We start from the raw sequence: 19,364 nt of genomic DNA, 5'->3' as shown, positions 1-19,364 counted from the left end.
AGACGGAGCGGGGGAAGGCTCGTCCGTAGCAGGTTCGCGTAGCTCGACCTGCCCGGCCGGCTCCCCGCCTGGCGTAGGAGTCTGCTCGGGCAGCCGGTCCAGGAGACGTGCCAGCAGAGCGTTCGTTTCCGCCTGCTGCTGGGCGATGACCGCCAGGAAGGCGTCCCCCGGCGTGTGTACCGGGGGAAGCTGCAGCGGCGTCACGGCGAGGCGGTGCCGTTGGCGGCCAGGCCAGACTTCGGATCCATCAGCACGCCGCCGTACACGTGGCGCAACTTCCACTCGATCGAGTCGGTGTCGAAGTCTCCGTCCATCGGGTCCACCGCGGCGCCGCCCACGCGGGTGGCGTTGGGGTGCTTCTGGAACAGCTCCGGCGTCTCGTGACCGATGAGGAACCCGACCTCCATGGCAGGGCGGCCCGTGGACGGGTTGGCGAACAGATACCAGGCGGTGTTGCCGCTGGTGGTGTCCACGATCGGCAGCCACGGGTTCACGACCAGCGTGACGCGGTTCCGCATCCAGTTCGCGACACGGAGCTGGTCGTTGCCGGTGTTATCGCCGCCGCCGGACGCGGCGAGGATCTCGCTGGCGTTGAGAATGTTGCGGGCCACGACCTCCAGCGCCGGCGGCACGACCAGGTGGACGGCGTCGATGTAGATCGGGGCGCCGTCGGTGTCGACCTGGGCGGCGAGCTTGGTGAACGCCGCCTGCAGGCTGGTGGTGTTGAGCGCGGTCGTGGTGAAGCCGGTGCCGCCCGCGGCCTGCACGTCGGCGACGGCGAGCAGGTTCTTGTTGCCGCTGCTGAAGAACGTGCTGTTCGGGCCCGTCGAAGACGCGTACAGGCTGGTGGCGAACTTCTCCTCCGACCGGCGGGCGGCGTTGCCCAGTCGGGTCGGGATGTCGGCGAACGCGTCCAGGTCGTCGTTGATCAGCACTTCCCACGCGAGCGGGATGCGCCGGCCGAACTTCTTGACGCCGTACTCGTACTTGCCGTCGGTCAGTGCAGCGGCCGGGTACTCCGACTGCTGCTTGACCTCGTCCAGGATGGCCTCGCCGCCGTCGATGGTGAACCGCTTGACGGTGCGGAAGTCACGGACCCGGCCGCGGCGGGCGATCTGGTCCCACTGGACGGGCATCTGCTGGTAGTTGGCGAGGATCTGCCGGTCCAGGACGTCGCCGAACAGGTACTGGAAGTCGGAGGTCGTCATGGCCTCCTGAAAGTCCAGCGCGGCCCGCTTCGACCCCTGAATGACACGCCCGTACAGTTCGGCAGCCTCCAGCAGGTTCTGCCGGTAGGCGGGGTTGCCGGTGCGGCCGGCCCTACGCACGCGGGCGGACAGGCTGGTGCCCTCGCCCGCATAGATGGTGTCGGTGGACGCCTCGGAGGCGCGCCAGGAGGCGACCTCGGGGAGCACGTCGAGAACGGTGGTGCGCATCATGCTCCCTAGTAGCCGATCTTCACGCGGATGGTGTTCGTGGCGCCCGAGCTGACCGCTTCAAGGGCGTAGCCGAACCGGACGCCGTTCGTGTTGTCCTTGTTCAGCTTGTGCGGGGTGGCAGCGGCGTCGTAGTAGAGGATGTCACCGACCGCGATCGCGGCGTTCGTCGTGGTCTCGCCCTTCACGGGGAAGTCGTAGACGCCATTGAACTTGACGGTCGTGGTGCCGTCCGCGTTCTCGTCCGTCAGAGCAACACCGGGAAGCTGGCCGACCAGCACCGGGTCCCCCGAAGACGGGGTGGCCGGCTCGGAGCAGACGACGTCGAACTGGTCGCCGTGGTTGTACACCTGGTTGGTAGCCATCAGATGTTCACCCGCCCCTTCGCGGCAGCCTTAGCGACATCAGCGGACAGGCCGATGCCGGAGAACACGCGCTCCAGAGCGCCGTTCAGGTCGGACTCCGACAGGGTCTCGACGTCGGACGAGCCGCCCAGGCCGCGGACGTCGCCGACCCCGTGAGCCTCCAGGAGGCGGGCCGCGTAGGTGCGCTCGGCCTCGATCGCCGCAGTGACGGCAGCGTCGAGAGCCTGCGTGTTGGGCTGGCCGGACTCGTTCAGCGGGACCCGGTCCAGGACCGCGGACTCCACGCGAGGCGTGATCAGGACGCCGATCTCGCCGGGCAGGCCGGACTCGGCGACGAGCCGAGACACGGCACGGCGGGCGGCGTCGTTGGCGACCAGCCTGCGAGCTTCCGCCACGGCGGCATCCCGCTCGGCGAGCGCGCGCGCCTGAGCCTGCTGCGCCTCGGTGAGCGCCTGCGCGCTGGCCCGGTACTGGTCACGCTCGGCCTCGGCAACCGCAGCTCGGGCGGACGCTGCCGCCGACTCGGTCACCTCGGCTTCAGTAAGGGCGCCACCGCTGTCCGGCGCGCCCTGCTGGTTGGTGCCACCGCTCATCGGGGCATCCTCCTCAGGGGTGTTGGCCGGCGGCGCCGGCACGTTCTCGGGTGCCTTGGTCTTCGAGGTTTCGAAGACTTCGGCAGGCGCAACCTCGGGCTCTCGCCAGGGGTCGCGCTGGTACAGGTGGGCGGCGTCAGCCTCGATTCGGGAGGTGAACGCGGCCAGGGCGTCGCCGATCGCGGAGGAGCAGGTGATGCGTTCCTCGCGGGTCAGGCGTCCTTCGCCGTACATGTCGTCGGCGAGCTGCGTGAAGATGGAGTGGATGCGGGATTCGAGCCACGCGCCGACGTTGGCGGCCTCGGCAACCTGCGTCTTCCGCTCCGACCATGACAGGATTTCGCCGCCGCTGGAGCCATTGGAGAAGGGCCGCGCCTCGGTGGCCTTGCGGAGCAGGTCTCCTGACTGGGCTCTCGCGGACTCCAGGAGGGCGACGACCTTCCCTCCGGCGCCGGCCGCGGTCACGAAATCCACGCTTGCGGCCTCGGTGAGCGCGGTGACGATCGGGCCTCGAATCGCTTCGTCCTTCGACGCCTCGACGGTGCCGGACGCCCGGATCGACATGCCGATGTCGCCGGCCATGGCCTCGACCACGGGCGCCCAGTGCGGGTACACCTCGACGTCTGCGTACAGCCCGTCCCGCTCGTACACGGCGGTGGAGGCGAGCTTGCCGGCGAGGTCCCTGACTGACCGCTCAGGCCGGTCGTAGGACTCGGTCGCGCCCGGGTGGTCGAGGAAGACCGGCAGGCCCTCCCGGAACACCGCAGCGTCCCGCTTCAGCATCTCCGCCGGGTAGAAGCCCGATGAGCCTTGGATATCGCCCTGGATGATCCGGGCACGGAAGCGGCGTCCCTTCGGCGGCTGCCCTCCCGCGGCTTCCGTCAGCGAGGTCGACTCTTGAAGGTTGTGCTGCGTCGGCGTAGCGCTCTCGTCGATCAGGTTGGACACGGCTCGGCTCCAATCGTGTTGATGGGCGCCGTCAACGGCCACGCCCCAGTCATCGCCGCCCTCTGGGCTGATCGTCAGGGTGCTGCCGGGCTTGCCCCAGCGGCCTGACAGGTCGACACGGACCTTGCCGACGTTCGTGGACACCGTCTTGCTGTAGGAGTCCTTGGCAGGGGTGTAGGCGTCGTCCATGTCGTCGATGAACTGGTCGATCGTGCTGCTGATCTTCGACAGGGACGTCTTGTTGAACGCGACCTCGACAGGTGTGCCGTCGTTGCCGAGATGCCGGATCCCGATCTTTTTCCCGTCCGGGAACACGTCCACGTCGCCGTTGCCGGTGTCGACACGGGTCGCCTGATCGGCCCGCTCGTGCTCACGCTCAAGCCGGGTCACGTCTCGCTGCGTCAGCTCCAGGCTGGGGCCGTCGTCGAGGTCTGCTCGGACGCCGCCCTTGGTGCGGGTGACGGTGCCGACGCCGGGCAGGTGTTCGGTCTCGCCAGCGTCCCAGTCGTCGGCCACCGACAAGGTGTTGAGGAGTTTGGTCGCCTGGTCGGGGGTGAGCCGCTTGGAGGAGTTGCCGTCGCCGATGCTGACGTCGTTGTTGGCGTGCCGCTCGATGGTGCCGGCGCCGCCCTTGGAGAGGACTACTGACCCAGACGCGAGAGTGTCCGGCATGCCTTGACGGCCGCGGCGTCGACCACCGGACGGGCTGTCAGAGGCGTGAGACGAGCCGCCGCCAGCACTCCGGGCGAACTGGCCGTCACCGTCCCGAGGATGGTCGGCAGCGTTCCATGAGTGGCGTCCCTCGCGGAGGTCGGGCATGGTTACTCCTCCGCTCGTCTCGGGGTGACAGTTCTTGTGGAAGATGCGAGCAGGACTCTTTTGTCGGTGCCTCTGGGGAGACTGGTCGGATTGGTTCCTCAGAGAAGGGAGTGGGTCAGTGGCGACCTACGTCATCCACGGCACTCATGGTCACCCCGACAAGGTGGAGGCCGACCGCTTTGCGACGGTGGGAGAGTTCGTCGACTTCTTTAAGCGCGAAGGCGGCGAGGAAGTCGTTGTACTCCGCGTTGCGGCTGGTCGAATCGTCACCATCCAGCGGACTGCCAGTTAGATCTCAGTCATGTGGTGCTGCACGCCCGTGAGGTGCAGCACCACATGACTGAGACGACGGTCGCGCCCTTGCCGGGCGATCAGGCGGCGCGCCTCTGTCGGCGCGGTACGGCCTTGAGCGGTCTCACCTGGTAGCTGGGCCGCCAGTCGGGGCTGTCTCTCCTGATGGCCAGCTCGGACCAGTCAAGGTCACCGTCCTTGAGCATGTCGAGGCGGCGCCTGCCCATGATCTGCTCCTGCTCGGCGTCGGCCAGGGCGTCGAACCAGGCTCGGGCGTCGGGCAGTAGGTCGTCGGGTTCCGGGATGTCGAAGCCGAGGTCTTGCCAGCTCTTGGTGCGCGGCGTCCTGGAGCAGCGGCAGTTCGGGTGGCCTTGTGGTCCCGGCTCCGACAGCGGATGCAGGGTGCCGTGCTTGGACAGGCAGGCTGGGCAGACACGTGGGTCGAGGGAGGCGTTCCACAGCCAGCCGGCGAGGACGTCCCCGTGCTCTGCCTGGGATGCGTCAGCGGCAGCCCGGGAAGCGTCCAGCATCTCCGTGCGGGCGATCGTGGCGGCCCTTGCGAGCCCTCCGTTGAATGCGCCCTCGACGCGGCGCAGCATGCGCCTGGCGGCCTCTCGCGGATTGTCTCCCACTGCCACACCCCGCACCAGTTCGCCGCGTACGGCCTCGGTCGCCTCTCGCGACAGGGGCCGGGCTCGGGAAGTGATCTGCTGCGTGGTGCGGGTGACGATCGCCGCCAATGGGTCCTGGTCTGCTCGCCCGAACCTGACCGCGAGCTGGAGGCGGGACCCGGGCGGGAGCTGGCTGGCGGTCAGGTCCCGCTGTGCCGTGTACGTCACCCGGGCCGCCTCGTCAGCGGCAGCAGACGCCGCCCGGATGGTGAGGCCGGCGAGGCGTTCGAGCGCTTCCCGGATCAGGTCGAGCGCCGTCATCGCGCGGCGGGTGCGGGCGATCTGCCTCCGTGTGGGCCAGCCGCCGTCCGCCGAGCGCAACAACTCATCGATCGCTGCCGCGGTCTCGAAGACGAGCTCGTCCCACGCCCTCACCCAGGCGCTAGTCAGCGTTCTTACGCTGCCGTCGGCGATCTGGTTGATCTGGGCTCTCAGGGTCGCGATCAGCGTCATCGTCTCCGGAGTGATCGCCATCGTCGCCTCCGTCGCCCTCTTCCGGGGGTTCGTTAGGCTCGTCACCGCTGCCGAGCATGCGGGCCGGATCCTCGCCGCGGCGATAGGCGTCGACTGCTGCCTGGCCGGCACCCTTCACTGATCCTTCGGGAGGCTTGAAGTTGCCGTCCTCGTCCGTGAGTTCCTGGACGATCTCGTCCACGTCCTTCACGCCGAGCGCTTCCAGCAGGAGGCGGACGATCACGAGGGGCGGCACGTACCCGGTCTGGTCTGCCTTGGTGATCGAGTCGATGACCGTCGAAGGATCAAGGTCGTCGATGTCAGGCCACGAGATGTCCAGCGTGGCCTCGACCCCGCCGGCCAGTTCGACTGTCTCGACTTCGTCGTCCACGGTCACAGTGCCCTTGAGCGGTCCTTGTGGGGCCTTCACGGCGGCGGCGATGACGTAGCCGAGGATGGCCTGGAACGTCTCCGTCCACGCCTGCCGGCGGTGCTCCATGGTCCGCTCGGTGGGGCTGTCCAGCGTCTCCGCAGTCGCTCTGGCGCCGGTCACGCCAGGGTCGCCGAGCAGCATGGTGACGGGCAGGTCGAGCGCGCTGGCCGTCATGGCAGCGAGCGGACGACCGGATTCGCTGTCGATCGTGGCGCCGGACTTGGGGACCGCTTCGAGTGCCATGTCGGGCGTCATGAGCGCCGTGGCGCCGGCGCGTTGCGCCTCGCCTGTATACCGATCGGTGGCAGGGGCGGCGGCGATGCGTGCCTTGGCGGCGGCCTGCTTGCTGCCCTTGCTGGTCAGCCTCCACGCGAACCGGGACAACGCCTTCACGAGCGTGGCCCAGTCGGTCAGGAAATCCTTGTAGGCGGCGGCCCAGTCGATCGCCGCGTAGACGACGCCCAGCCCGAACTTCCAGCCCTTCAGCCCGCCGACCTTCATGTGGTAGACCGGCGCGTCCCACATGACCTCGGCGGCCTCGCCCGTCTGGTCACGCACCCGGAGCGGCTTGGGCCCTTCGGGGCGGTAGCCGAGCGCCGGGTAGTAGACAGTGCGATGCCTGGACGTCTGGCCGCCCGTGATCGGGTCGGTCGACGTCTCGTAGTAGACGCGCTTGTAGTACCAGGGTTCGGAGATGTCCTCCGGGTTGGTGATGACGTCGGCGATCTCGTCCCACGGGATGCTGCGCGCCTTCACCTTGCCGGTGCGCGGGTTGGTGAACAGCGCCCAGAACAGGTTGGCGTCCGTGTCCAGTGCCCGCTCGTTCTCCTCGCGGGCCTGCGCGCCGGTCAGGCAGCGCTTGTTGCCTGGGTCGTCGAGGAACGACTGGATCAGCGCGTTGACGTCTTCGTCGCGGGCGCTGATCTCGACGCCTTGCCCCCACACGTACGCCATGCGGAGTGCGAGACCGCGCTTGATGAGCGGGTTCTTGAGCGCCATCAGCCGGTTGACGGCGGAGATCTGCCGGAGGCCGTCGCGCGAGAACTCCTGATCGGCCATCGTGGTGAGCCGCTGCCACCCGGGCTCGTACATCCGAGCTTCGAGATCAGCGATCGACTCCTGAAGGTGGGCGACCATCTGCCGATCGGCCTTAACCACCTCGGCCAGTTCGGTCCGCCCGGTCACCCGGTAGAACGTTTCCTGGAGTCGGGAGGCGATACCCACGATGCCTCCTCGCTCAATACATGGAGATCGAGTAGCCGTCGAGTTCGTCGTCCAGTTCGGTCGCATCCACGATCAGGTTGCCGGCGAGGATCGGGGCGAGCAGCATCCGGTTGATCGCCTGCGTGGCGGCGTCGACCTGGTCGTCATGGGAGCCGTTGGGGAAGGCCGCGGCCTCATTGACGAAGCCGCCGACCCACGGGGCGATCTCCGGGGCGGGTAGCCACACCTGGCCGGCCTCGATAAACGGGGTGACGGCTCTTGCTCTGGCTTCCTTCGACCCGTCTGGTTCGACCGGCACGAGGCCGGACACCTGGCGGGACAGGCTGTTGATGACGGCTGTGCCGTTGGCCTTGTCCTCCACCAGCTTCAACGTCGCCTGAGGCCACTTGGCGGCCATCTGACGTAGCGCCGCACACGTAGCGGTGAAGGACAGCCGGTCGTGGACCTGGTCGAGGAGGAACAGCTCCAGCCCGTACCTGGCCCACACCTGCCCCACCACGTAGTCGGAGCCGTCAGTGTCCTTGAACGCCATGTCCCACGACATGCACACCTCGTCGGCGCCAGGGGCGATGTGCGTCCCGTCGTCGCGGACGATCCATCGTGGCGAGGTGAACTCGCGCCACCAGTCACGCTGGAAGATGTCACCGGCAGCCGGAGCGGGCCGGCCTTGGTAGAGGCTGGCCCACGTACGCGAGCCTGAGCGGACCTTGATGGCCTCCCACTGGGCTCTCGTACGCCCGCGGGCGGACTGCATGTACTCGCCAGGCTCACGGCCGAGCGAGTCCACCTCGCCCTTGATCGGGTCGTGGTCGGCCTGGGCGGGGATGTTGACCACCCGCCACAGGTGGCCGTCCTCGGCGGCGAGGAGACGGCCCGCGAGGTCGTCTTCATGCCAGCGGGTCAGGATCAGTACCACTGGGGCGCCGGGGGCGAGCCGGGTGGCGGCGACGTCGGTCCACCAGTCCCAGGCTCGTTCCCGGTAGGTCGGCGAGTCGGCCTGTGCGCGGTCCTTGATTGGGTCATCGATCACCAGGAGGTCCACTGGCCGGCCTGTCAGAGCTCCGCCGATGCCGGCCGCGTAGACGCCGCCCTCCTGGCCTACAAGCTGCCACTCATGCTGCGCCGACAGATCGTCCCGTACGGACAGGCCGAGCTTGGAGCCGTGGACGAGGATGTCGTCCCGGATCGCACGACCCCACCGGCGGGCAACCCCATGTTCATAGGAGGCGATCGCCACGCGCGTGTCGGGCCTCTGCGTCAGCGCCCACAGAGGGAAGCGGCGAGAGGCCCGTTGGCTTTTCCCTCCTGAGGCGGCATCGACAGGATCAGGCGACCGTCAGGCGTGTTCAGCAAGCGGACGAGTTCAGCGTCGATCAGGTCGAGCGCCGGCGTCTGCCTCGTCTTGCGATCAAGAGCCTTCGCCAACTCGCCAGGGGTCGCCCACAGCGGCCGGAGGTGGCCGAGCTTGTTGATGGCCGCCGTGCGTAGCGTGGAGAGGAGCCGTTCCTGAGCTTCGGCGGGCCAGTCACGCCAGCCGCGTGGGAGCGTCGAAGGCATGCTCATGGTCACCTCGCGCTCTACGGTTCGGATGGCTCCGTGTCGTCGGCCATCCCGAGTTGGGCGGCGAGTTGTTCGATCTCGGACGTGATGGCGTCGGACACCGTGACGTTCGTCCTCGCCGGCGCGTCCAGACCGAGGAGTTTCGCCCGACGCTCCTGGATCTTCAGCAGCCGGTCCATCGCCGCGAGGACAGGCCCATTGTCCGCAAGCGGTGGGCCTCCCTCTTCCAGGTAGATGACCTTGCCGTGAGAGATGGCGTAGTGCTCGGTCTCCAGCACCTTGAGCGCCGCTTGATACATCTGGTCGAGGCGTTCGAGCTCGACGGCGCGAAGATCGTCGGCAGCTTCCTGAACCGTCTCGGCGAGGATGCGTTTGACCGCCTCGTGTGCCTTGCCTGGTCCTGCGAAGCCGAGCTCGTCGGCGATCTGCCGGTAGGTGAGGCCGCGAGTGCGGAGGCGGGCTGCTTGGGCGTCTCGTATGGCGGTGTCGGGGTTGCGTTCGAAGCGCCCGTTGCCCCCTCTGGTTCCCTTGGCCATGGGCGTTCCCTCGGAATGGGGTCAATGAGGTCGCTCTCTCGGCGACCTGCGGTGATTACAGAAGTGTGGGATGCGACCTGCGCGTTCTCAGCACCCTGGTTACGTACCGCTACCGTTCTGGTGGGCGCTCTCCAGGTGCTTGGCTGCTTCGTCCCACAGGCTGGGGATGGTGGTGACGTTCGCTATCGCAGGATCGTCCCTGTAGAGCTGGTACCCGTCGTCGCCGAGGTCGTAGTGGGCCAGGGGCTTGCAGAGGCGGTTGCTGTAGCAGTCCTGGCAGTGAAGGTTGATGCCGCCCTCTTCTGGCTCCAGGTAGAAGCGAGAGTCCGTCAGGGCGGCGATGAGCTGGTCAGCGGTGACCTTCACGATGCCTCCTCGCTTCGGCGCGGGCTTGGTCGCGTTGCCGTACCACCCACAGGAGGGCGAACGTCCAGGCTACGTCGCCGAGGGTGACAGGCTGGATGCCGTGCAGGCCGAGCCCGTACCAGGTCGCGACGCACACCGCTCCGATGGGGAGCGCGAAGCGGGCGATGAGGAACGCCTCGGGGCTGCCCGGGGGGTCGGCGAGTGCGCGCCAGGTTCGCACGAGGGCGCTACTCCCGCCGCTCATTGCTCGCCTGCGGCTGTCATGGTCACGCCGACGATGTGACGACTGGCGAGCACAGTCACTGTCTGGCCAGGCCCCTCGAAGGCGATCGAGTCGTCATCCGATTCGAGGAGCACCATCATCCGCTGCTTGCACTCGTCAAACGACGCGAAGACGGTGGTGTTCGTGTACGTGCCCGACGACAGCGTGAACGACAGCTCAACGTTCATGAGGGGTCTCCCGGGTATGGCGACGGCCCCGAGTCCGGGGAGCTCGGGGCCGTCTAACCTGCGGGGATCAGGCCGCAGGGTTCTTGATGCAGGCTCAGGCTTGGGTGCGCGGTACCCGGCTGTAGTCCTCGCCCTGTACGGGCTGGATCTCGTGGGCCGGCATCCATGACTGTGTGGGTTTCTGTAGCCCGCCGCGGAAGCCTGGTGCGTCGATCACGTACTCGATGAGCGCTTCCCACGTCCGGTCGGCGCGTTGCCGCCACGCCAGGATGTGTCCTGCTCCAGCGGGGTGAGCTGGGAGTTTCACGACGGGCGGGCCTTGCATGAGAGCGAGGATACCCAGCAGGGCGAACAGGTATTCGAGTTGGGCTAGCGGTTGGCGTCGAGCAGAGCGGCAGCCTCCGCCGTCAGGTGCTCCCGCAGGCGCGGCAGGTCGCAGGTGAGGATGCGGTCCAACACGATCGGGCAGGCGTGCTCCCAGCCGCCCTCAGCCTCCACCTGTTCCAGGCGGCCTACGAGTGTGGCGAGGTCGAGCTGTAGAGCGTCCACGTCAGGCACCATTGCACTCGGGCCCGGTGATCTTGCGTAGCAAGTCAGCGATCTTCTCCGGCGTGTCCGCACTGGCGTACACGTCCCGGCCACAGGGGCACTTCCCTTGGACGGTGATCCTGAGCGACGGGTCTTCCCACGTCCACGACGACCAGGCGCCGCCATTCTCGCCTGCGCTGTCCACCTGCTCTGGGCGGAAGCCATGTCCGTAGTGATCGGCGGCGAGCACCTGGGTCACTCTACGGACGAACTCCTGCTCCCAGGAGAGCTCTCTAGCAAGGGTGTGCTCTTGATGCATGGGGATGGCTCCGAGGGGTTGAGGGTTGTTCCGGGCGGGCTCTCCCAGCGAAGACGCGCACCTAGGTTGGTGTGTCCTCATACCCGCCCGGAGGTCTACGAGACCGTGACGGTCAGCCTGTTCCCGCAACGGGAGCAGGCGAGTTCCGTCATGATGCCAGCGCCCGTTCTGCGAGACTCGTTCATGCGCCGCATCTCGGCACCGCACGAGCAGGTGACCACGATGTTCATGGCGTTGCCGTTGCGGTCGGCCAGAACGACGCTGGGTGAGTCGGCGGCGAGGTCCCGCTTCGCGATCTGGTCGTGGAAGACGTTGTGCTCTTCCCGGAAGCGCTCATCGACCACACAGCCGCAACGGAGGCAGGTGTAGGAGTCGCTGCACATCATGACTCCAGCCAAGCAGGATTGAAGCCTTCGCGGTGGCGGTAGCCCGATGCGAGAGTTGTCAGCAGCAACGTCTCCGAGGACGTCAGCATGTCGTCCGGCCACATGCCTCCGAACTCTTCGGCCAACCGGATGGCTACCCTGCGCACCTCGGGCAGGACCTGATCCAGGATGGCCAGCTCCGCGTCGCAGCGGGCGATCGTGTCCCTGGGGTCGTGGAGGGCGATGTAGTTCGCGATGACGGGCTCATGCTCGGGACCGGTGGTGGTCTCGGCAATGAGGATCGCCTGCGCGTTGGAGATCTGTTGCGGGTAGCGGCGCTCCGACATCTCGACGCGCCACGGCCCGTGTGGGAGCGCTTCGGCTACTGCCTTGTCGCCCTCGATGACCGATCTCAGCCATGAGAGCAGGTCGGCGCTCATCCATCCCCCATGGCGATGTCCATGCCCTCGATGACGTACGCCAGAAGCGCGCGACAGATGGCCCGGTCCCGATGCCGCATGAACGCATGGTCAGCCCGGTCAAGGATCGTGACCGTGGGGTTGTCGCCCTCGGTCACGTACAGGATCGCGGGGCCGGGCGGCAGGGTGACTGTACGGAGCTGCTCCTGCTCGGAGTCGATGTGGATGGGCATCAGGCCACCGTCCCGTCAGGCCACCTGATCTGACCGTCGGCGCTGGCGCAAAGCCAGTCCTGGGCGAACAGGTCGCTACCGACCGGGCACCACTCGTGGGGCTCATCGTCGGAGTGGTGAAGCATGAGGACCGGCTCGTACACGAGCGCCCGCGCCTCAGACCGCTTGTAGTCGAGCCTCAGGCTCACGTACAGGCCGGGCGTCTCCCAGCCGGAGCGGGTGACCTTCATGCCCTCTTGGAGCCACTTCAGCGCGGCGGCGAAGTCCATCACACCTCCCGCAAGGGAGGCAGCGACGACAGGCGGACCCGTTCCATGTGAGTCACGGCCTGCCACGTCACCGGGTCGTAGACCAGCCGGCCGTCGCCGTCCCGCTCGTACACGGTGAGCGTCGCGCAGGGACGCCTGCTGCCGTACACCTCGATGCGCTTGATGTTCTCGGGGACGAGCCCTTCGGTGCGCATCCACCACAGGACGGTCTGGTACTCGGGTGTCAGGACCCGCTCGTAGGCGTCCTTGGCGTCCACGACGAGGCGGGGCTTGCGCCAGAAGCGGAGCCGCATCACTTGCCGCCCTCCATCGCGGGGGCGGCAAGGTACGGCGGCTCGGCCCGCACCTCGAACATCGGGTCCGTGACTAGCCCTTGCCCTTGCGCCGCAATGAGGACCAGTTGGTGAGCCACCTCGGCAGGGAAGCCGCAGGCGAGCAGTTCGTCGCGGTAGGCCGCCAACGTCCACGCGGAAGTCACTCGCCGCCAGCGTGGTCCGGAGGATGACTGAGAATCATCAACGGCGGCAGGCCGCTTCCGGAAGGCCATCATGCAGGTCTCCTGAGGCTTCGAGGGGTGAGGGATGTGGTGCCCGGCCTGGTCTCTGCTCCCGCCCTCTGGACCCCTCAGTCCCGAGAGTTGAGACCAGACCGGGACACCAGCTCGACACAGCACGGGGCTGTGGAGCGAGCGCACCTGTCCGCCGGGCAGGTGCGCGTCTATGGGGATCTCTAGCGGCGTATAGGGCCGTGAAATGCGAAAAGCCCCGCCGAAGCGAGGCTTTCAGGCATGGCTACCGCACGCCGTTTGATCTTTCAGTGAGCAGATTAGCACGCCACAGCCCGTTTACGCCTACTTCGGTCACGAGACGACTCCGCCCTGAACACGTCCGACAGCCGGAACAGCCTGTGCCGGCCCCTCGTGCCAGCCGGAGTCAACGCTCCACGGTGCACCCACACGTAGATCGTGGCCACCTTCACCCCGACCTGCTCGGCTGCCTCCTCGGCGGTGAACAGCGGGTCGTCGAAGATGTCGCCAGTCACGCCTCCACCCCAATGCCTTCGTCGAGCAGGGACGCGAGCCACGGCCACTGGTCGAACGGCCACCTGTGGCGCTGTGGGCGTTCCCACTGGCAGGGGCAGTCGAGGGCGTTGCACTGGCAGTCGGGGTTGACGCAGATGATCAGCTCACGCTCAGGGAACGCCCGCATCGATGTGGCGTCACAGATGTGGCAGCGGAACTTGAGCTTCCGCACCACCTCCGCGTCCCCGATCGTGGACGAGGCCAGCCGGCGCAGGCGTAGCGCCTCGCTGTGGACGTGCTCGGCGAGGTCCTCGTGGAGGTCGATCCGGTCGAGCAGGTCGACGAGCCGGCGGATCCGGTCGGTGGTGGTGGCGCGTTCCAGCGGGGTGAGGCCCAGGACGGCACAGACGGCGTCTTCGAGCTCTGCGACGGAGGCGGTGATGTCTGCGGCAGCGTCGAGGACTTCCAGCCTCAGAGGTGCCTTGCCGTCGCCGAGTGCCTTCAGGCCGCGGGCGAGGTTGTGGAGTTTGGCGTGGCGTTCCTCGACGGCGCGGGCGTCGAGGCGGGCCCGCTGCTGTGGGGTGAGGTCTTGTTCGGCCCACCGTCGGGGGGTGCCGGGGAGTAGCGCGGTGTCGAAGTGCTGGAGTGCGTCGCGTAGAGCGGCGAAGTGGTCGTACGTGCGCTGGGACATTTCGGCCTCCCCGATGGATACGCTTACGGGAGACCGCTTATGAGGGCATTGCGGTGGGCGAGGACTAGTGGGACGAGGCGGCTCTCCGGTGGTGCGGAGGGCCGCTTTCGCTATCTAGTGAGAGTCTGCCGTATGCCGGACGGCGAGGTGACGCAGCAATCGTCTCACGATCGTCTGTTCTGCCATACCGCCACTCCGATGGCGGTGATCAGGAGAGCACCCAGGACGGCAGGGAACGCTATGGGCGCCAAGATCGTCCCCCACCAGCCCGCGCCACCGGCAGCGGCAACGACCGCGACAGCGAGTCCGAAAGCGCCCCATCTGAACGTCTGCTGCCGTCGCGCCTTTTTCGTCTCTGCTGGTAGGAGTTCCCACAGCATGCCGCAGTCAGGGCACTTCCACGACTGTCCATCCTGGGCTTCCGCTGGCGGAGCGCAGGCGTGCTCGGTCACATCGAGCCGTCCGAGGTCTCGTACGGCTCCCCCAGGCTGAGTATCGCCACGGGCTCTGCGGTGCCTGCGTCGATGAACATCTGGACGCTCTCATCCCAGACGGGATGCTGGGACGCGATGTGCTCACGCGCGTGGTTTACCACTTCGTCAGTTCGGGCGTGGCAGCTGTCCCGGCAGGAGCAGGTGAACGTGGCGAAACCTGTCGGCTCCTCGCGGACGAACCCGTTGTCGTCTACCCACGTCCACGTGTCTTGCTCCAGCGACCAGAGATCCATCACGCCTCCTCCTTGGACACCTCAGGGGGCAGGGTGGACAGGATCACGGACGCCACTCCTCGCGGAAGCTCTCGTGGTCGGCGTACGGCAGGGCGAGGCAGCGGAGCACGAAACACGGCCCCAAATCGTCCGTGTAGTGGTTCTCCCAGAACTCCCAAGGCTTGCCATCCACGACGCTGTGTTCACCGTGGCCTGTCAATCCGAGACACTCATGCTCTCGGGCGTGAGCGTGCAGGAGGTGCCGCTTGGCTTCGATCTCACGCAGCACTCGCGCAGGGTCGTGGCGGACGATATGCCGGACGGTGGCCCTCAACTGCTCGCTGCTCAGGGCAAAGCCGTCTGCCACCGTCTCCCCATCGACGGCGAGCACCTCATCATGTTCGGCGTTCGCGCGCCAGGGGCCCGGAGAGGCTGCTAGGGCCTCCTGCTCGTCCTCGTCGAGTCTTGCCCTGATGAACGCGGCCAGGTCAGTGTCGGGCATCGGTGTCCTCCTCAGGAGGCAGGCTAGCGTCGAGAGCGGCGGAAGGTTCGGCGTGGCGGTGGCGGAGGCCGTCGCTCATTCGCTCCACCTCACGTTGTCGCGGCGAGCGTGCCGCTTGACCGCTCGCATGAACTCGGCGCTGTCGCCCGGCACCAGCATGCGGTGGAGCACGACAGCGCCGCACTCGCAGGCCACCTGCACGTTGCCTTGCTCGTCGGGCCGTTCACGCACCTCGTGTCCTCGGGTGATGCTCAACCACTGTGGGTCGGCGAGGGCACGGACCGTGCGGTGGCGGAGGTCTTCAGCCACGGCGGCGCTCCTCCTCCTGTGCTGCGATCACAGCGTCGATGAAGCGCCTAGCTTCCTCCAGTTTCGGGTCCGGCTGGCTGGAGTCCGCCTCCGCATGGGCCCGCTCGTAGTCGCTCTGGACGAAGTACAGCGGGCAGCCCTTGCCGTCCTCTCTGAGGACCTTGCCCTTGCCGGTCTCGAACGTGAACGACGTATGGGCGCGTTTGATCGCCCCGCTGTCGTCTAGCCTGTCGGCCCACTTGCGGAGCCAGGCGGCGAGTCTGGGCATCTCAGGCATGGTCGGTCCTCTCAGGTAGGGCGGCACGGAGGCGGTTGCAGGCGTCGGAGTAGCGGGACCAGCCCGCCGCCTGGTCGCCCTGGTTGAGGATCACGTCGAGGTCGTCCGGGAAGGCGACCACCAGGCCGGCGCGCTCTACCGCCCCTACGTGATGCTCAGCAGCGGCCAGGCACACCTCGCAGCCTCTCCCCTCCTCGGGACGGGAGCAGCCGTGCAAGGCGATCAGCTCAACGGGAGTCACGGGCGTCTCCTTCGATCTCGTCGGCGACAGCGAGCAGCACGCCTCTCACGGTGACGCCGTCGTGCAGCTCGGCATGGCGATCTACGAAGCGGTGGAGCAGTCCGGGACTGTCCGCGATAGCGCGGAGAGCGGTGACGGCGGTCGCTCGGGCTTGGGCGGCGAGGACAGGAGCAGCAGCTGTGAGAGCAGCGCGGGCGGCGTTGGCGTCGAACCCGCGCCGCTCCACGTACTCGTGATCCACGCCGTCGATCGCGGCCTGGACGGCTTCTGCCGGGATGGGGTCAGGCATCTGCGTAGGCTCCGTCCGCGATCTCCAGTAGCACGTCCGCATGGCACGGGCCCTCCGGGCACCAGCAGGCCAGATCCTTGCCCGCGAGTTCCCGCCGGATCTCCTCCAGGGACGGGTAGGCGTCGCCGTACCGCCCGTTGAGCAGGTCCCACTTGAAGAACTTGGCAGCGAAGTAGCGGGCGGTCTCGATGTCGCAGTAGCTGGGGCCGCCGTGGTGGTCCATCGGGCTTCCGTGGACCCGGTACATGCGGCGGCCGTCACGCTCGCTGCGCTCGGGCGTGATGCGGATCGGGTTGCCCCACCTTGTGCTGCGGTCAACGCAGACAGCCCCCTCGGGAAGCCTCCAACCGCGCTCGCGCTTGCGCTGGATGCGCTTCGGCTCTCGGGTCTCAGCCACGAGCCACCTTGCCAAACACCTCAGGACGGGCGGCCTTCCACTCCACCCAGTGCGGCATCAGCTTGTCGCCGATGGTGTGGATGCGGTCCATCACCTGCACCAGCGTGAGCGGGCCGGGCCCGCTCCCGTCACGGACGCGGGGGTGCACCGGCACGTACGTAGGCCCGTACTGCCATGACTGGCGGCGGTAACCCCAGTCGTTGTCGCTCCACTTACGGAAGATGACACCGTTCGCTCCGCCGTCAATGTCGAACGGGCGCTCGGCCATCTTCGCCTTCCAGCGGTCGTTGTACCAGTGCTCGATGTACTCGTCGAGGAAAGAGCGCAGGAGCAGCGTCTCGTGTTCGTCAGGGCGGTGCTGCTCGTCGTCGAGGCGTCCAGAGTCGAACGCCACGATGTAGAACCAGCGCGGCCACGCGTGCCCGACGACCGCGATGCGGAGCTTGGTGAGTGGGTCGTTCTGGTCGGCGTCGTACGGCCAGTCGATCTCTGGGGAGGTCACTGGTCCCCCTCCTCTACGCCGGCCCCGTCGGGCCCATCGCACTCGTCGGAGCAGGAGTGCTCCGGGCAGTCGTGGTCGTGGTCCTCAGGCTCAGCGTCGTCGGGGGCGAAGCAGGTGCAGTCGCTCATCGGCTCAGCCCTCCTCGGAGGAGGAGTCCGGAGAGGCGGCAACCGCGTCTCTCGCAAGCGCACGTAACCGGTCCACCTCATCAATGCCGAGGGTGCGCTCTGCGTCGTACCAGCCGTCGAAGAGGCTCTCGGCGTGGTCGCTGGCCGCATCGTCGTCGAGGGCGGTCAGCTCGGGGTGGTCGAGGTAGTCGGCGGGGTAGTTCTCGCGGGCGTACTCCCGCCCTTCCACTTCGATCTTGCGCAGGTGCAGGAGCGCGGCGCCCTTGTCCACGTCGGACATCTGGCCCCAGGTAGGGAGCTGGTTCATCGGGCGTCTGCCTCTCTGCTGTTCGGGTTGTCGAGGACGTGGCGCATCTTGGCGGTCTCGGCCGCGCGGCCTTCCTGGTCTTCCTGCGCGATGGCTTGGAGTGCTTGCGCGAAGGCGTCCGCCATGCGGTCGGCGGCTTCCGGGGTCAGCGTCTCGTCGCTGCCGTCTTTTGAGCTGTCTGGCATCGGGAGTCTCCTCAGCCGTTCGGTTGGGGCCGGTAGCGCCCTCCCTCTCGCGTCCAAGCACAGAGAGAGGGCGAGGTCAGCGGATCTCGTTCAGCCGTGCGTTCAGGAGCTCCTCGCGCTCTCGGGCGACATCACTGGGGTTGGGCTGCCAGCAGGCGACCCTTACGAGACCAGGGATTTCCATGTGCGGGCGGAGACGCCAGCTTCCGTGCCCGGTGAGCAGGCATTCGAAGCCGCTGCTCGGCGTCGGGGCGGCGCGGTACTGCTGGACTGCTTCGCCGATCACCTGCGCCGTAACCGGTTGCTCCAGGTCGGGGAACTCCACGCGGAGGGCCTCGATGACTGCGAGGGCGTACCGGCCCAGGACGCCTTTCGGCGGGTGGCCCACACCGTCGCATCGGCTGCCGCCAGGACGGAGGAAGCCGCTGCCCTTGTAGGCGGCGTGGACGTGCTGGCGCAGCGTCCCGTCCTTCTTCAGGCCCACGTCGGTGCGCCCGCACACTCGGCAGCCAGCGTGCTCTTCGTCGCTCATCGGTCGGTCTCCATTCAGGGGGTCAGGGGTGGGCGGGAAGGGCGGTCAGATCGCGCACCAGTCGCTGACGGTCACAGTGCGGGAGACGAGCACAGCGTCCGCAGGGAAGCCGCGCCGCTTCTGCCACGTCCGCTTCTCGGTGACCATGTGCCCGAGCATGTGCGGGTCGGTGGTCGGCGCCGGGTCGACCACCTTCACCCACCTGCCGTCGTCTTCGATCGTCGCCTGGATGCCGTACTCGGTGCGGGTCTCGCTCATCACGTCTCCTCGGGAGCGGATCTTGAAAGGGGCGGGGGTGGTCCCGGTCGGTAGAGACCGGGACCGGAGAAGGTCAGGCAGCGATGTGCCAGGAGTCCTCGTCTTCGTCGCCCTGCTCGTCGCTGCTCTCTTCGTCCTCGCACGCCTCGCAGCCGTCTTTCGGCTGTCCCTCGTGGTCGGGACAGATCTCGCGCGCCTCGGCGAACTCGTCACCCTGTGCGCGGTGTTGAGCTGCCGCAGCCTCGGCTTCGCCGAGCGACCACAGGTGGTCTTCGACCAGGCCCTCATCGTTGAACACGCCGTACTCGGTGGCCATCTCTTCTCCTACGTCCGGGGCGGGGGCGGGGTGTTGGTCAGGGAGAGGGGGCGGGCCCCGAGGGGCCCGAGGTCTGCTACTCGCCGATCCAGATGCAGTGCTTGTACTGGCCGCCGATCTCCACCGCCGCGTCCCAGTCGGCCGGCCTGAGCGTCTTCTGGTTGCTCTCGGGGACCAGGGTGATGTTGTCGAGGAGGTTCATCTTCCAGAGGACGCGGTCCTGGTCGGCGCGGGTCCAGCGGGCGAGGCGGGGGCGGATGTCGGTGAGGGAGAGCCAGCGGTCGCGGGGGGCGTTCTCGACGATGGTGTCGAGGATCGCGATCTCGGTGTCGGTCCAGGTGTCCATGTCTCGCTCCGTGATGTCGGCCTGCTCGGTGTCGCGACACCCACTATGCCAGGGTGTCGCGACACCCGCAACCCTCAAT

36 protein-coding genes are annotated in these 19,364 nt (G+C 67.6%); 1 reads left to right on the top strand and 35 read right to left on the bottom strand.

All coding sequences use genetic code 11. The features are described from left to right. Positions 1-200: 200 nt before the first annotated feature. The 3 genes from ACIBQ6_RS22115 to ACIBQ6_RS22105 are packed head-to-tail and all read right to left on the bottom strand — an operon-like array spanning position 201 to position 4,161. Positions 201-1,439 carry a Mu-like prophage major head subunit gpT family protein gene (locus ACIBQ6_RS22115; protein ID WP_397214035.1) on the bottom strand — a complete coding sequence of 413 codons (1,239 nt, stop codon included), beginning with the start codon at positions 1,437-1,439 and terminating at the stop codon, positions 201-203. A gap of 5 nt (positions 1,440-1,444) precedes the next feature. Further along, entirely contained in the window at positions 1,445-1,801 is a 357-nt protein-coding gene (locus ACIBQ6_RS22110) for a capsid cement protein (protein WP_397214033.1), read from the bottom strand. Beyond that, a complete protein-coding gene (locus ACIBQ6_RS22105) occupies positions 1,801-4,161 on the bottom strand; it encodes a hypothetical protein (protein WP_397214031.1) in 2,361 nt (786 codons plus the stop codon). Before ACIBQ6_RS22105 ends, ACIBQ6_RS22110 begins: the two co-directional genes overlap by 1 nt. 118 nt (positions 4,162-4,279) lie before the next feature. Here ACIBQ6_RS22105 and ACIBQ6_RS22100 point away from each other — a divergent pair, with 118 nt between their 5' ends. Next, entirely contained in the window at positions 4,280-4,453 is a 174-nt protein-coding gene (locus ACIBQ6_RS22100) for a hypothetical protein (protein ID WP_397214029.1), read from the top strand. Between the two features lie 79 nt (positions 4,454-4,532). On the opposite strand, the gene ACIBQ6_RS22095 is transcribed toward ACIBQ6_RS22100, so the two are convergent. From ACIBQ6_RS22095 to ACIBQ6_RS21940, 32 genes are all read right to left on the bottom strand, one after another. Further along, complete coding sequence (locus tag ACIBQ6_RS22095; protein WP_397214027.1) at positions 4,533-5,597, bottom strand: phage minor head protein; 1,065 nt, start codon at positions 5,595-5,597, stop codon at positions 4,533-4,535. After that, positions 5,506-7,233: a hypothetical protein gene (locus ACIBQ6_RS22090; RefSeq protein WP_397214025.1), complete on the bottom strand. Its 1,728-nt coding sequence runs from the start codon at positions 7,231-7,233 to the stop codon at positions 5,506-5,508. Before ACIBQ6_RS22090 ends, ACIBQ6_RS22095 begins: the two co-directional genes overlap by 92 nt. Before the next feature lie 13 nt (positions 7,234-7,246). Continuing rightward, on the bottom strand, positions 7,247-8,494 hold the full coding sequence (gene terL / locus ACIBQ6_RS22085) for a phage terminase large subunit (RefSeq protein WP_397214251.1): 1,248 nt from the start codon (positions 8,492-8,494) through the stop codon (positions 7,247-7,249). Further along, the gene (locus tag ACIBQ6_RS22080) at positions 8,491-8,790 is read right to left on the bottom strand and encodes a hypothetical protein (RefSeq protein WP_397214023.1); all 300 of its coding nucleotides are present in this window, start codon (positions 8,788-8,790) and stop codon (positions 8,491-8,493) included. The genes terL and ACIBQ6_RS22080 overlap by 4 nt, the downstream gene beginning before the upstream one ends. A 20-nt stretch (positions 8,791-8,810) precedes the next feature. Continuing rightward, positions 8,811-9,329, bottom strand: a complete 519-nt coding sequence (locus tag ACIBQ6_RS22075) for a hypothetical protein (protein ID WP_397214021.1) — start codon at positions 9,327-9,329, stop codon at positions 8,811-8,813. A 99-nt stretch (positions 9,330-9,428) separates the two neighbouring features. Further along, a complete protein-coding gene (locus ACIBQ6_RS22070; RefSeq protein WP_397214018.1) occupies positions 9,429-9,695 on the bottom strand; it encodes a hypothetical protein in 267 nt (88 codons plus the stop codon). Beyond that, on the bottom strand, positions 9,679-9,915 hold the full coding sequence (locus ACIBQ6_RS22065) for a hypothetical protein (protein WP_397214016.1): 237 nt from the start codon (positions 9,913-9,915) through the stop codon (positions 9,679-9,681). Before ACIBQ6_RS22065 ends, ACIBQ6_RS22070 begins: the two co-directional genes overlap by 17 nt. Before the next feature lie 20 nt (positions 9,916-9,935). Beyond that, positions 9,936-10,145, bottom strand: coding sequence for a hypothetical protein (locus ACIBQ6_RS22060; protein WP_397214014.1), 210 nt, complete (start codon positions 10,143-10,145; stop codon positions 9,936-9,938). Between the two features lie 369 nt (positions 10,146-10,514). Further along, a complete protein-coding gene (locus ACIBQ6_RS22055; RefSeq protein ID WP_397214012.1) occupies positions 10,515-10,694 on the bottom strand; it encodes a hypothetical protein in 180 nt (59 codons plus the stop codon). 1 nt (position 10,695) lies between these two features. Next, the gene (locus tag ACIBQ6_RS22050) at positions 10,696-10,932 is read right to left on the bottom strand and encodes a hypothetical protein (RefSeq protein WP_397214010.1); all 237 of its coding nucleotides are present in this window, start codon (positions 10,930-10,932) and stop codon (positions 10,696-10,698) included. Positions 10,933-11,087: 155 nt separating this feature from the next. Continuing rightward, entirely contained in the window at positions 11,088-11,336 is a 249-nt protein-coding gene (locus ACIBQ6_RS22045) for a hypothetical protein (protein ID WP_397214008.1), read from the bottom strand. 38 nt (positions 11,337-11,374) lie between these two features. Continuing rightward, positions 11,375-11,797 (bottom strand): DUF6221 family protein, encoded by a 423-nt coding sequence (locus ACIBQ6_RS22040; RefSeq protein ID WP_397214006.1) that lies wholly within the window; start codon positions 11,795-11,797, stop codon positions 11,375-11,377. Continuing rightward, the gene (locus ACIBQ6_RS22035; protein WP_397214004.1) at positions 11,794-12,009 is read right to left on the bottom strand and encodes a hypothetical protein; all 216 of its coding nucleotides are present in this window, start codon (positions 12,007-12,009) and stop codon (positions 11,794-11,796) included. Before ACIBQ6_RS22035 ends, ACIBQ6_RS22040 begins: the two co-directional genes overlap by 4 nt. Beyond that, on the bottom strand, positions 12,009-12,278 hold the full coding sequence (locus ACIBQ6_RS22030; protein WP_397214002.1) for an MW1434 family type I TA system toxin: 270 nt from the start codon (positions 12,276-12,278) through the stop codon (positions 12,009-12,011). The genes ACIBQ6_RS22035 and ACIBQ6_RS22030 overlap by 1 nt, the downstream gene beginning before the upstream one ends. After that, complete coding sequence (locus ACIBQ6_RS22025; protein ID WP_397214000.1) at positions 12,278-12,574, bottom strand: hypothetical protein; 297 nt, start codon at positions 12,572-12,574, stop codon at positions 12,278-12,280. Before ACIBQ6_RS22025 ends, ACIBQ6_RS22030 begins: the two co-directional genes overlap by 1 nt. Beyond that, positions 12,571-12,756 (bottom strand): hypothetical protein, encoded by a 186-nt coding sequence (locus tag ACIBQ6_RS22020; protein WP_397213998.1) that lies wholly within the window; start codon positions 12,754-12,756, stop codon positions 12,571-12,573. The genes ACIBQ6_RS22025 and ACIBQ6_RS22020 overlap by 4 nt, the downstream gene beginning before the upstream one ends. Positions 12,757-13,103: 347 nt before the next feature. Further along, on the bottom strand, positions 13,104-13,319 hold the full coding sequence (locus tag ACIBQ6_RS22015) for a helix-turn-helix domain-containing protein (protein WP_397213996.1): 216 nt from the start codon (positions 13,317-13,319) through the stop codon (positions 13,104-13,106). Then, positions 13,316-13,990, bottom strand: a complete 675-nt coding sequence (locus tag ACIBQ6_RS22010) for a hypothetical protein (RefSeq protein WP_397213994.1) — start codon at positions 13,988-13,990, stop codon at positions 13,316-13,318. Before ACIBQ6_RS22010 ends, ACIBQ6_RS22015 begins: the two co-directional genes overlap by 4 nt. Positions 13,991-14,438: 448 nt before the next feature. Then, on the bottom strand, positions 14,439-14,720 hold the full coding sequence (locus ACIBQ6_RS22005) for a hypothetical protein (RefSeq protein WP_397213992.1): 282 nt from the start codon (positions 14,718-14,720) through the stop codon (positions 14,439-14,441). Between the two features lie 40 nt (positions 14,721-14,760). Next, on the bottom strand, positions 14,761-15,198 hold the full coding sequence (locus ACIBQ6_RS22000; protein ID WP_397213990.1) for a DUF6221 family protein: 438 nt from the start codon (positions 15,196-15,198) through the stop codon (positions 14,761-14,763). A 75-nt stretch (positions 15,199-15,273) separates the two neighbouring features. Then, complete coding sequence (locus ACIBQ6_RS21995; protein ID WP_397213988.1) at positions 15,274-15,507, bottom strand: hypothetical protein; 234 nt, start codon at positions 15,505-15,507, stop codon at positions 15,274-15,276. Then, a complete protein-coding gene (locus ACIBQ6_RS21990; protein WP_397213986.1) occupies positions 15,500-15,784 on the bottom strand; it encodes a hypothetical protein in 285 nt (94 codons plus the stop codon). The genes ACIBQ6_RS21995 and ACIBQ6_RS21990 overlap by 8 nt, the downstream gene beginning before the upstream one ends. Then, entirely contained in the window at positions 15,777-16,025 is a 249-nt protein-coding gene (locus ACIBQ6_RS21985) for a hypothetical protein (RefSeq protein WP_397213984.1), read from the bottom strand. The genes ACIBQ6_RS21990 and ACIBQ6_RS21985 overlap by 8 nt, the downstream gene beginning before the upstream one ends. Continuing rightward, complete coding sequence (locus tag ACIBQ6_RS21980; RefSeq protein WP_397213982.1) at positions 16,012-16,314, bottom strand: hypothetical protein; 303 nt, start codon at positions 16,312-16,314, stop codon at positions 16,012-16,014. Before ACIBQ6_RS21980 ends, ACIBQ6_RS21985 begins: the two co-directional genes overlap by 14 nt. After that, the gene (locus ACIBQ6_RS21975) at positions 16,307-16,711 is read right to left on the bottom strand and encodes a DUF4326 domain-containing protein (RefSeq protein WP_397213980.1); all 405 of its coding nucleotides are present in this window, start codon (positions 16,709-16,711) and stop codon (positions 16,307-16,309) included. The genes ACIBQ6_RS21980 and ACIBQ6_RS21975 overlap by 8 nt, the downstream gene beginning before the upstream one ends. Further along, entirely contained in the window at positions 16,704-17,213 is a 510-nt protein-coding gene (locus tag ACIBQ6_RS21970; protein WP_397213978.1) for a hypothetical protein, read from the bottom strand. The genes ACIBQ6_RS21975 and ACIBQ6_RS21970 overlap by 8 nt, the downstream gene beginning before the upstream one ends. 132 nt (positions 17,214-17,345) lie before the next feature. Next, complete coding sequence (locus ACIBQ6_RS21965; protein WP_397213977.1) at positions 17,346-17,648, bottom strand: hypothetical protein; 303 nt, start codon at positions 17,646-17,648, stop codon at positions 17,346-17,348. After that, a complete protein-coding gene (locus ACIBQ6_RS21960; RefSeq protein ID WP_397213975.1) occupies positions 17,645-17,833 on the bottom strand; it encodes a hypothetical protein in 189 nt (62 codons plus the stop codon). Before ACIBQ6_RS21960 ends, ACIBQ6_RS21965 begins: the two co-directional genes overlap by 4 nt. A gap of 76 nt (positions 17,834-17,909) precedes the next feature. Then, positions 17,910-18,365: a hypothetical protein gene (locus ACIBQ6_RS21955; protein ID WP_397213973.1), complete on the bottom strand. Its 456-nt coding sequence runs from the start codon at positions 18,363-18,365 to the stop codon at positions 17,910-17,912. A gap of 45 nt (positions 18,366-18,410) precedes the next feature. Continuing rightward, positions 18,411-18,623, bottom strand: a complete 213-nt coding sequence (locus ACIBQ6_RS21950) for a hypothetical protein (RefSeq protein ID WP_397213971.1) — start codon at positions 18,621-18,623, stop codon at positions 18,411-18,413. 73 nt (positions 18,624-18,696) lie between these two features. Continuing rightward, entirely contained in the window at positions 18,697-18,939 is a 243-nt protein-coding gene (locus ACIBQ6_RS21945) for a hypothetical protein (RefSeq protein WP_397213970.1), read from the bottom strand. A 76-nt stretch (positions 18,940-19,015) separates the two neighbouring features. Further along, the gene (locus tag ACIBQ6_RS21940) at positions 19,016-19,285 is read right to left on the bottom strand and encodes a hypothetical protein (protein ID WP_397213968.1); all 270 of its coding nucleotides are present in this window, start codon (positions 19,283-19,285) and stop codon (positions 19,016-19,018) included. Positions 19,286-19,364: the final 79 nt, after the last annotated feature.

Source organism: Nonomuraea sp. NPDC049655 (genome assembly GCF_044465465.1).
In the GTDB taxonomy this organism is placed as follows: domain Bacteria; phylum Actinomycetota; class Actinomycetes; order Streptosporangiales; family Streptosporangiaceae; genus Nonomuraea.
This window is presented reverse-complemented; position numbering and strand designations above follow the sequence as displayed.

What these genes read in the sequence shown, in the direction of transcription:
- ACIBQ6_RS22115 (WP_397214035.1), bottom strand. Translation starts at nt 1,439, where the DNA reads ATGATGCGCACCACCGTTCTCGACGTGCTCCCCGAGGTCGCCTCCTGG.
- ACIBQ6_RS22110 (WP_397214033.1), bottom strand. Translation starts at nt 1,801, where the DNA reads ATGGCTACCAACCAGGTGTACAACCACGGCGACCAGTTCGACGTCGTC.
- ACIBQ6_RS22105 (WP_397214031.1), bottom strand. Translation starts at nt 4,161, where the DNA reads ATGCCCGACCTCCGCGAGGGACGCCACTCATGGAACGCTGCCGACCAT.
- ACIBQ6_RS22095 (WP_397214027.1), bottom strand. Translation starts at nt 5,597, where the DNA reads ATGGCGATCACTCCGGAGACGATGACGCTGATCGCGACCCTGAGAGCC.
- ACIBQ6_RS22080 (WP_397214023.1), bottom strand. Translation starts at nt 8,790, where the DNA reads ATGCCTTCGACGCTCCCACGCGGCTGGCGTGACTGGCCCGCCGAAGCT.
- ACIBQ6_RS22075 (WP_397214021.1), bottom strand. Translation starts at nt 9,329, where the DNA reads ATGGCCAAGGGAACCAGAGGGGGCAACGGGCGCTTCGAACGCAACCCC.
- ACIBQ6_RS22060 (WP_397214014.1), bottom strand. Translation starts at nt 10,145, where the DNA reads ATGAACGTTGAGCTGTCGTTCACGCTGTCGTCGGGCACGTACACGAAC.
- ACIBQ6_RS22040 (WP_397214006.1), bottom strand. Translation starts at nt 11,797, where the DNA reads ATGAGCGCCGACCTGCTCTCATGGCTGAGATCGGTCATCGAGGGCGAC.
- ACIBQ6_RS22035 (WP_397214004.1), bottom strand. Translation starts at nt 12,009, where the DNA reads ATGCCCATCCACATCGACTCCGAGCAGGAGCAGCTCCGTACAGTCACC.
- ACIBQ6_RS22030 (WP_397214002.1), bottom strand. Translation starts at nt 12,278, where the DNA reads ATGGACTTCGCCGCCGCGCTGAAGTGGCTCCAAGAGGGCATGAAGGTC.
- ACIBQ6_RS22010 (WP_397213994.1), bottom strand. Translation starts at nt 13,990, where the DNA reads ATGTCCCAGCGCACGTACGACCACTTCGCCGCTCTACGCGACGCACTC.
- ACIBQ6_RS22000 (WP_397213990.1), bottom strand. Translation starts at nt 15,198, where the DNA reads ATGCCCGACACTGACCTGGCCGCGTTCATCAGGGCAAGACTCGACGAG.
- ACIBQ6_RS21990 (WP_397213986.1), bottom strand. Translation starts at nt 15,784, where the DNA reads ATGCCTGAGATGCCCAGACTCGCCGCCTGGCTCCGCAAGTGGGCCGAC.
- ACIBQ6_RS21980 (WP_397213982.1), bottom strand. Translation starts at nt 16,314, where the DNA reads ATGCCTGACCCCATCCCGGCAGAAGCCGTCCAGGCCGCGATCGACGGC.
- ACIBQ6_RS21965 (WP_397213977.1), bottom strand. Translation starts at nt 17,648, where the DNA reads ATGAACCAGCTCCCTACCTGGGGCCAGATGTCCGACGTGGACAAGGGC.
- ACIBQ6_RS21960 (WP_397213975.1), bottom strand. Translation starts at nt 17,833, where the DNA reads ATGCCAGACAGCTCAAAAGACGGCAGCGACGAGACGCTGACCCCGGAA.
- ACIBQ6_RS21955 (WP_397213973.1), bottom strand. Translation starts at nt 18,365, where the DNA reads ATGAGCGACGAAGAGCACGCTGGCTGCCGAGTGTGCGGGCGCACCGAC.
- ACIBQ6_RS21950 (WP_397213971.1), bottom strand. Translation starts at nt 18,623, where the DNA reads ATGAGCGAGACCCGCACCGAGTACGGCATCCAGGCGACGATCGAAGAC.
- ACIBQ6_RS21945 (WP_397213970.1), bottom strand. Translation starts at nt 18,939, where the DNA reads ATGGCCACCGAGTACGGCGTGTTCAACGATGAGGGCCTGGTCGAAGAC.
- ACIBQ6_RS21940 (WP_397213968.1), bottom strand. Translation starts at nt 19,285, where the DNA reads ATGGACACCTGGACCGACACCGAGATCGCGATCCTCGACACCATCGTC.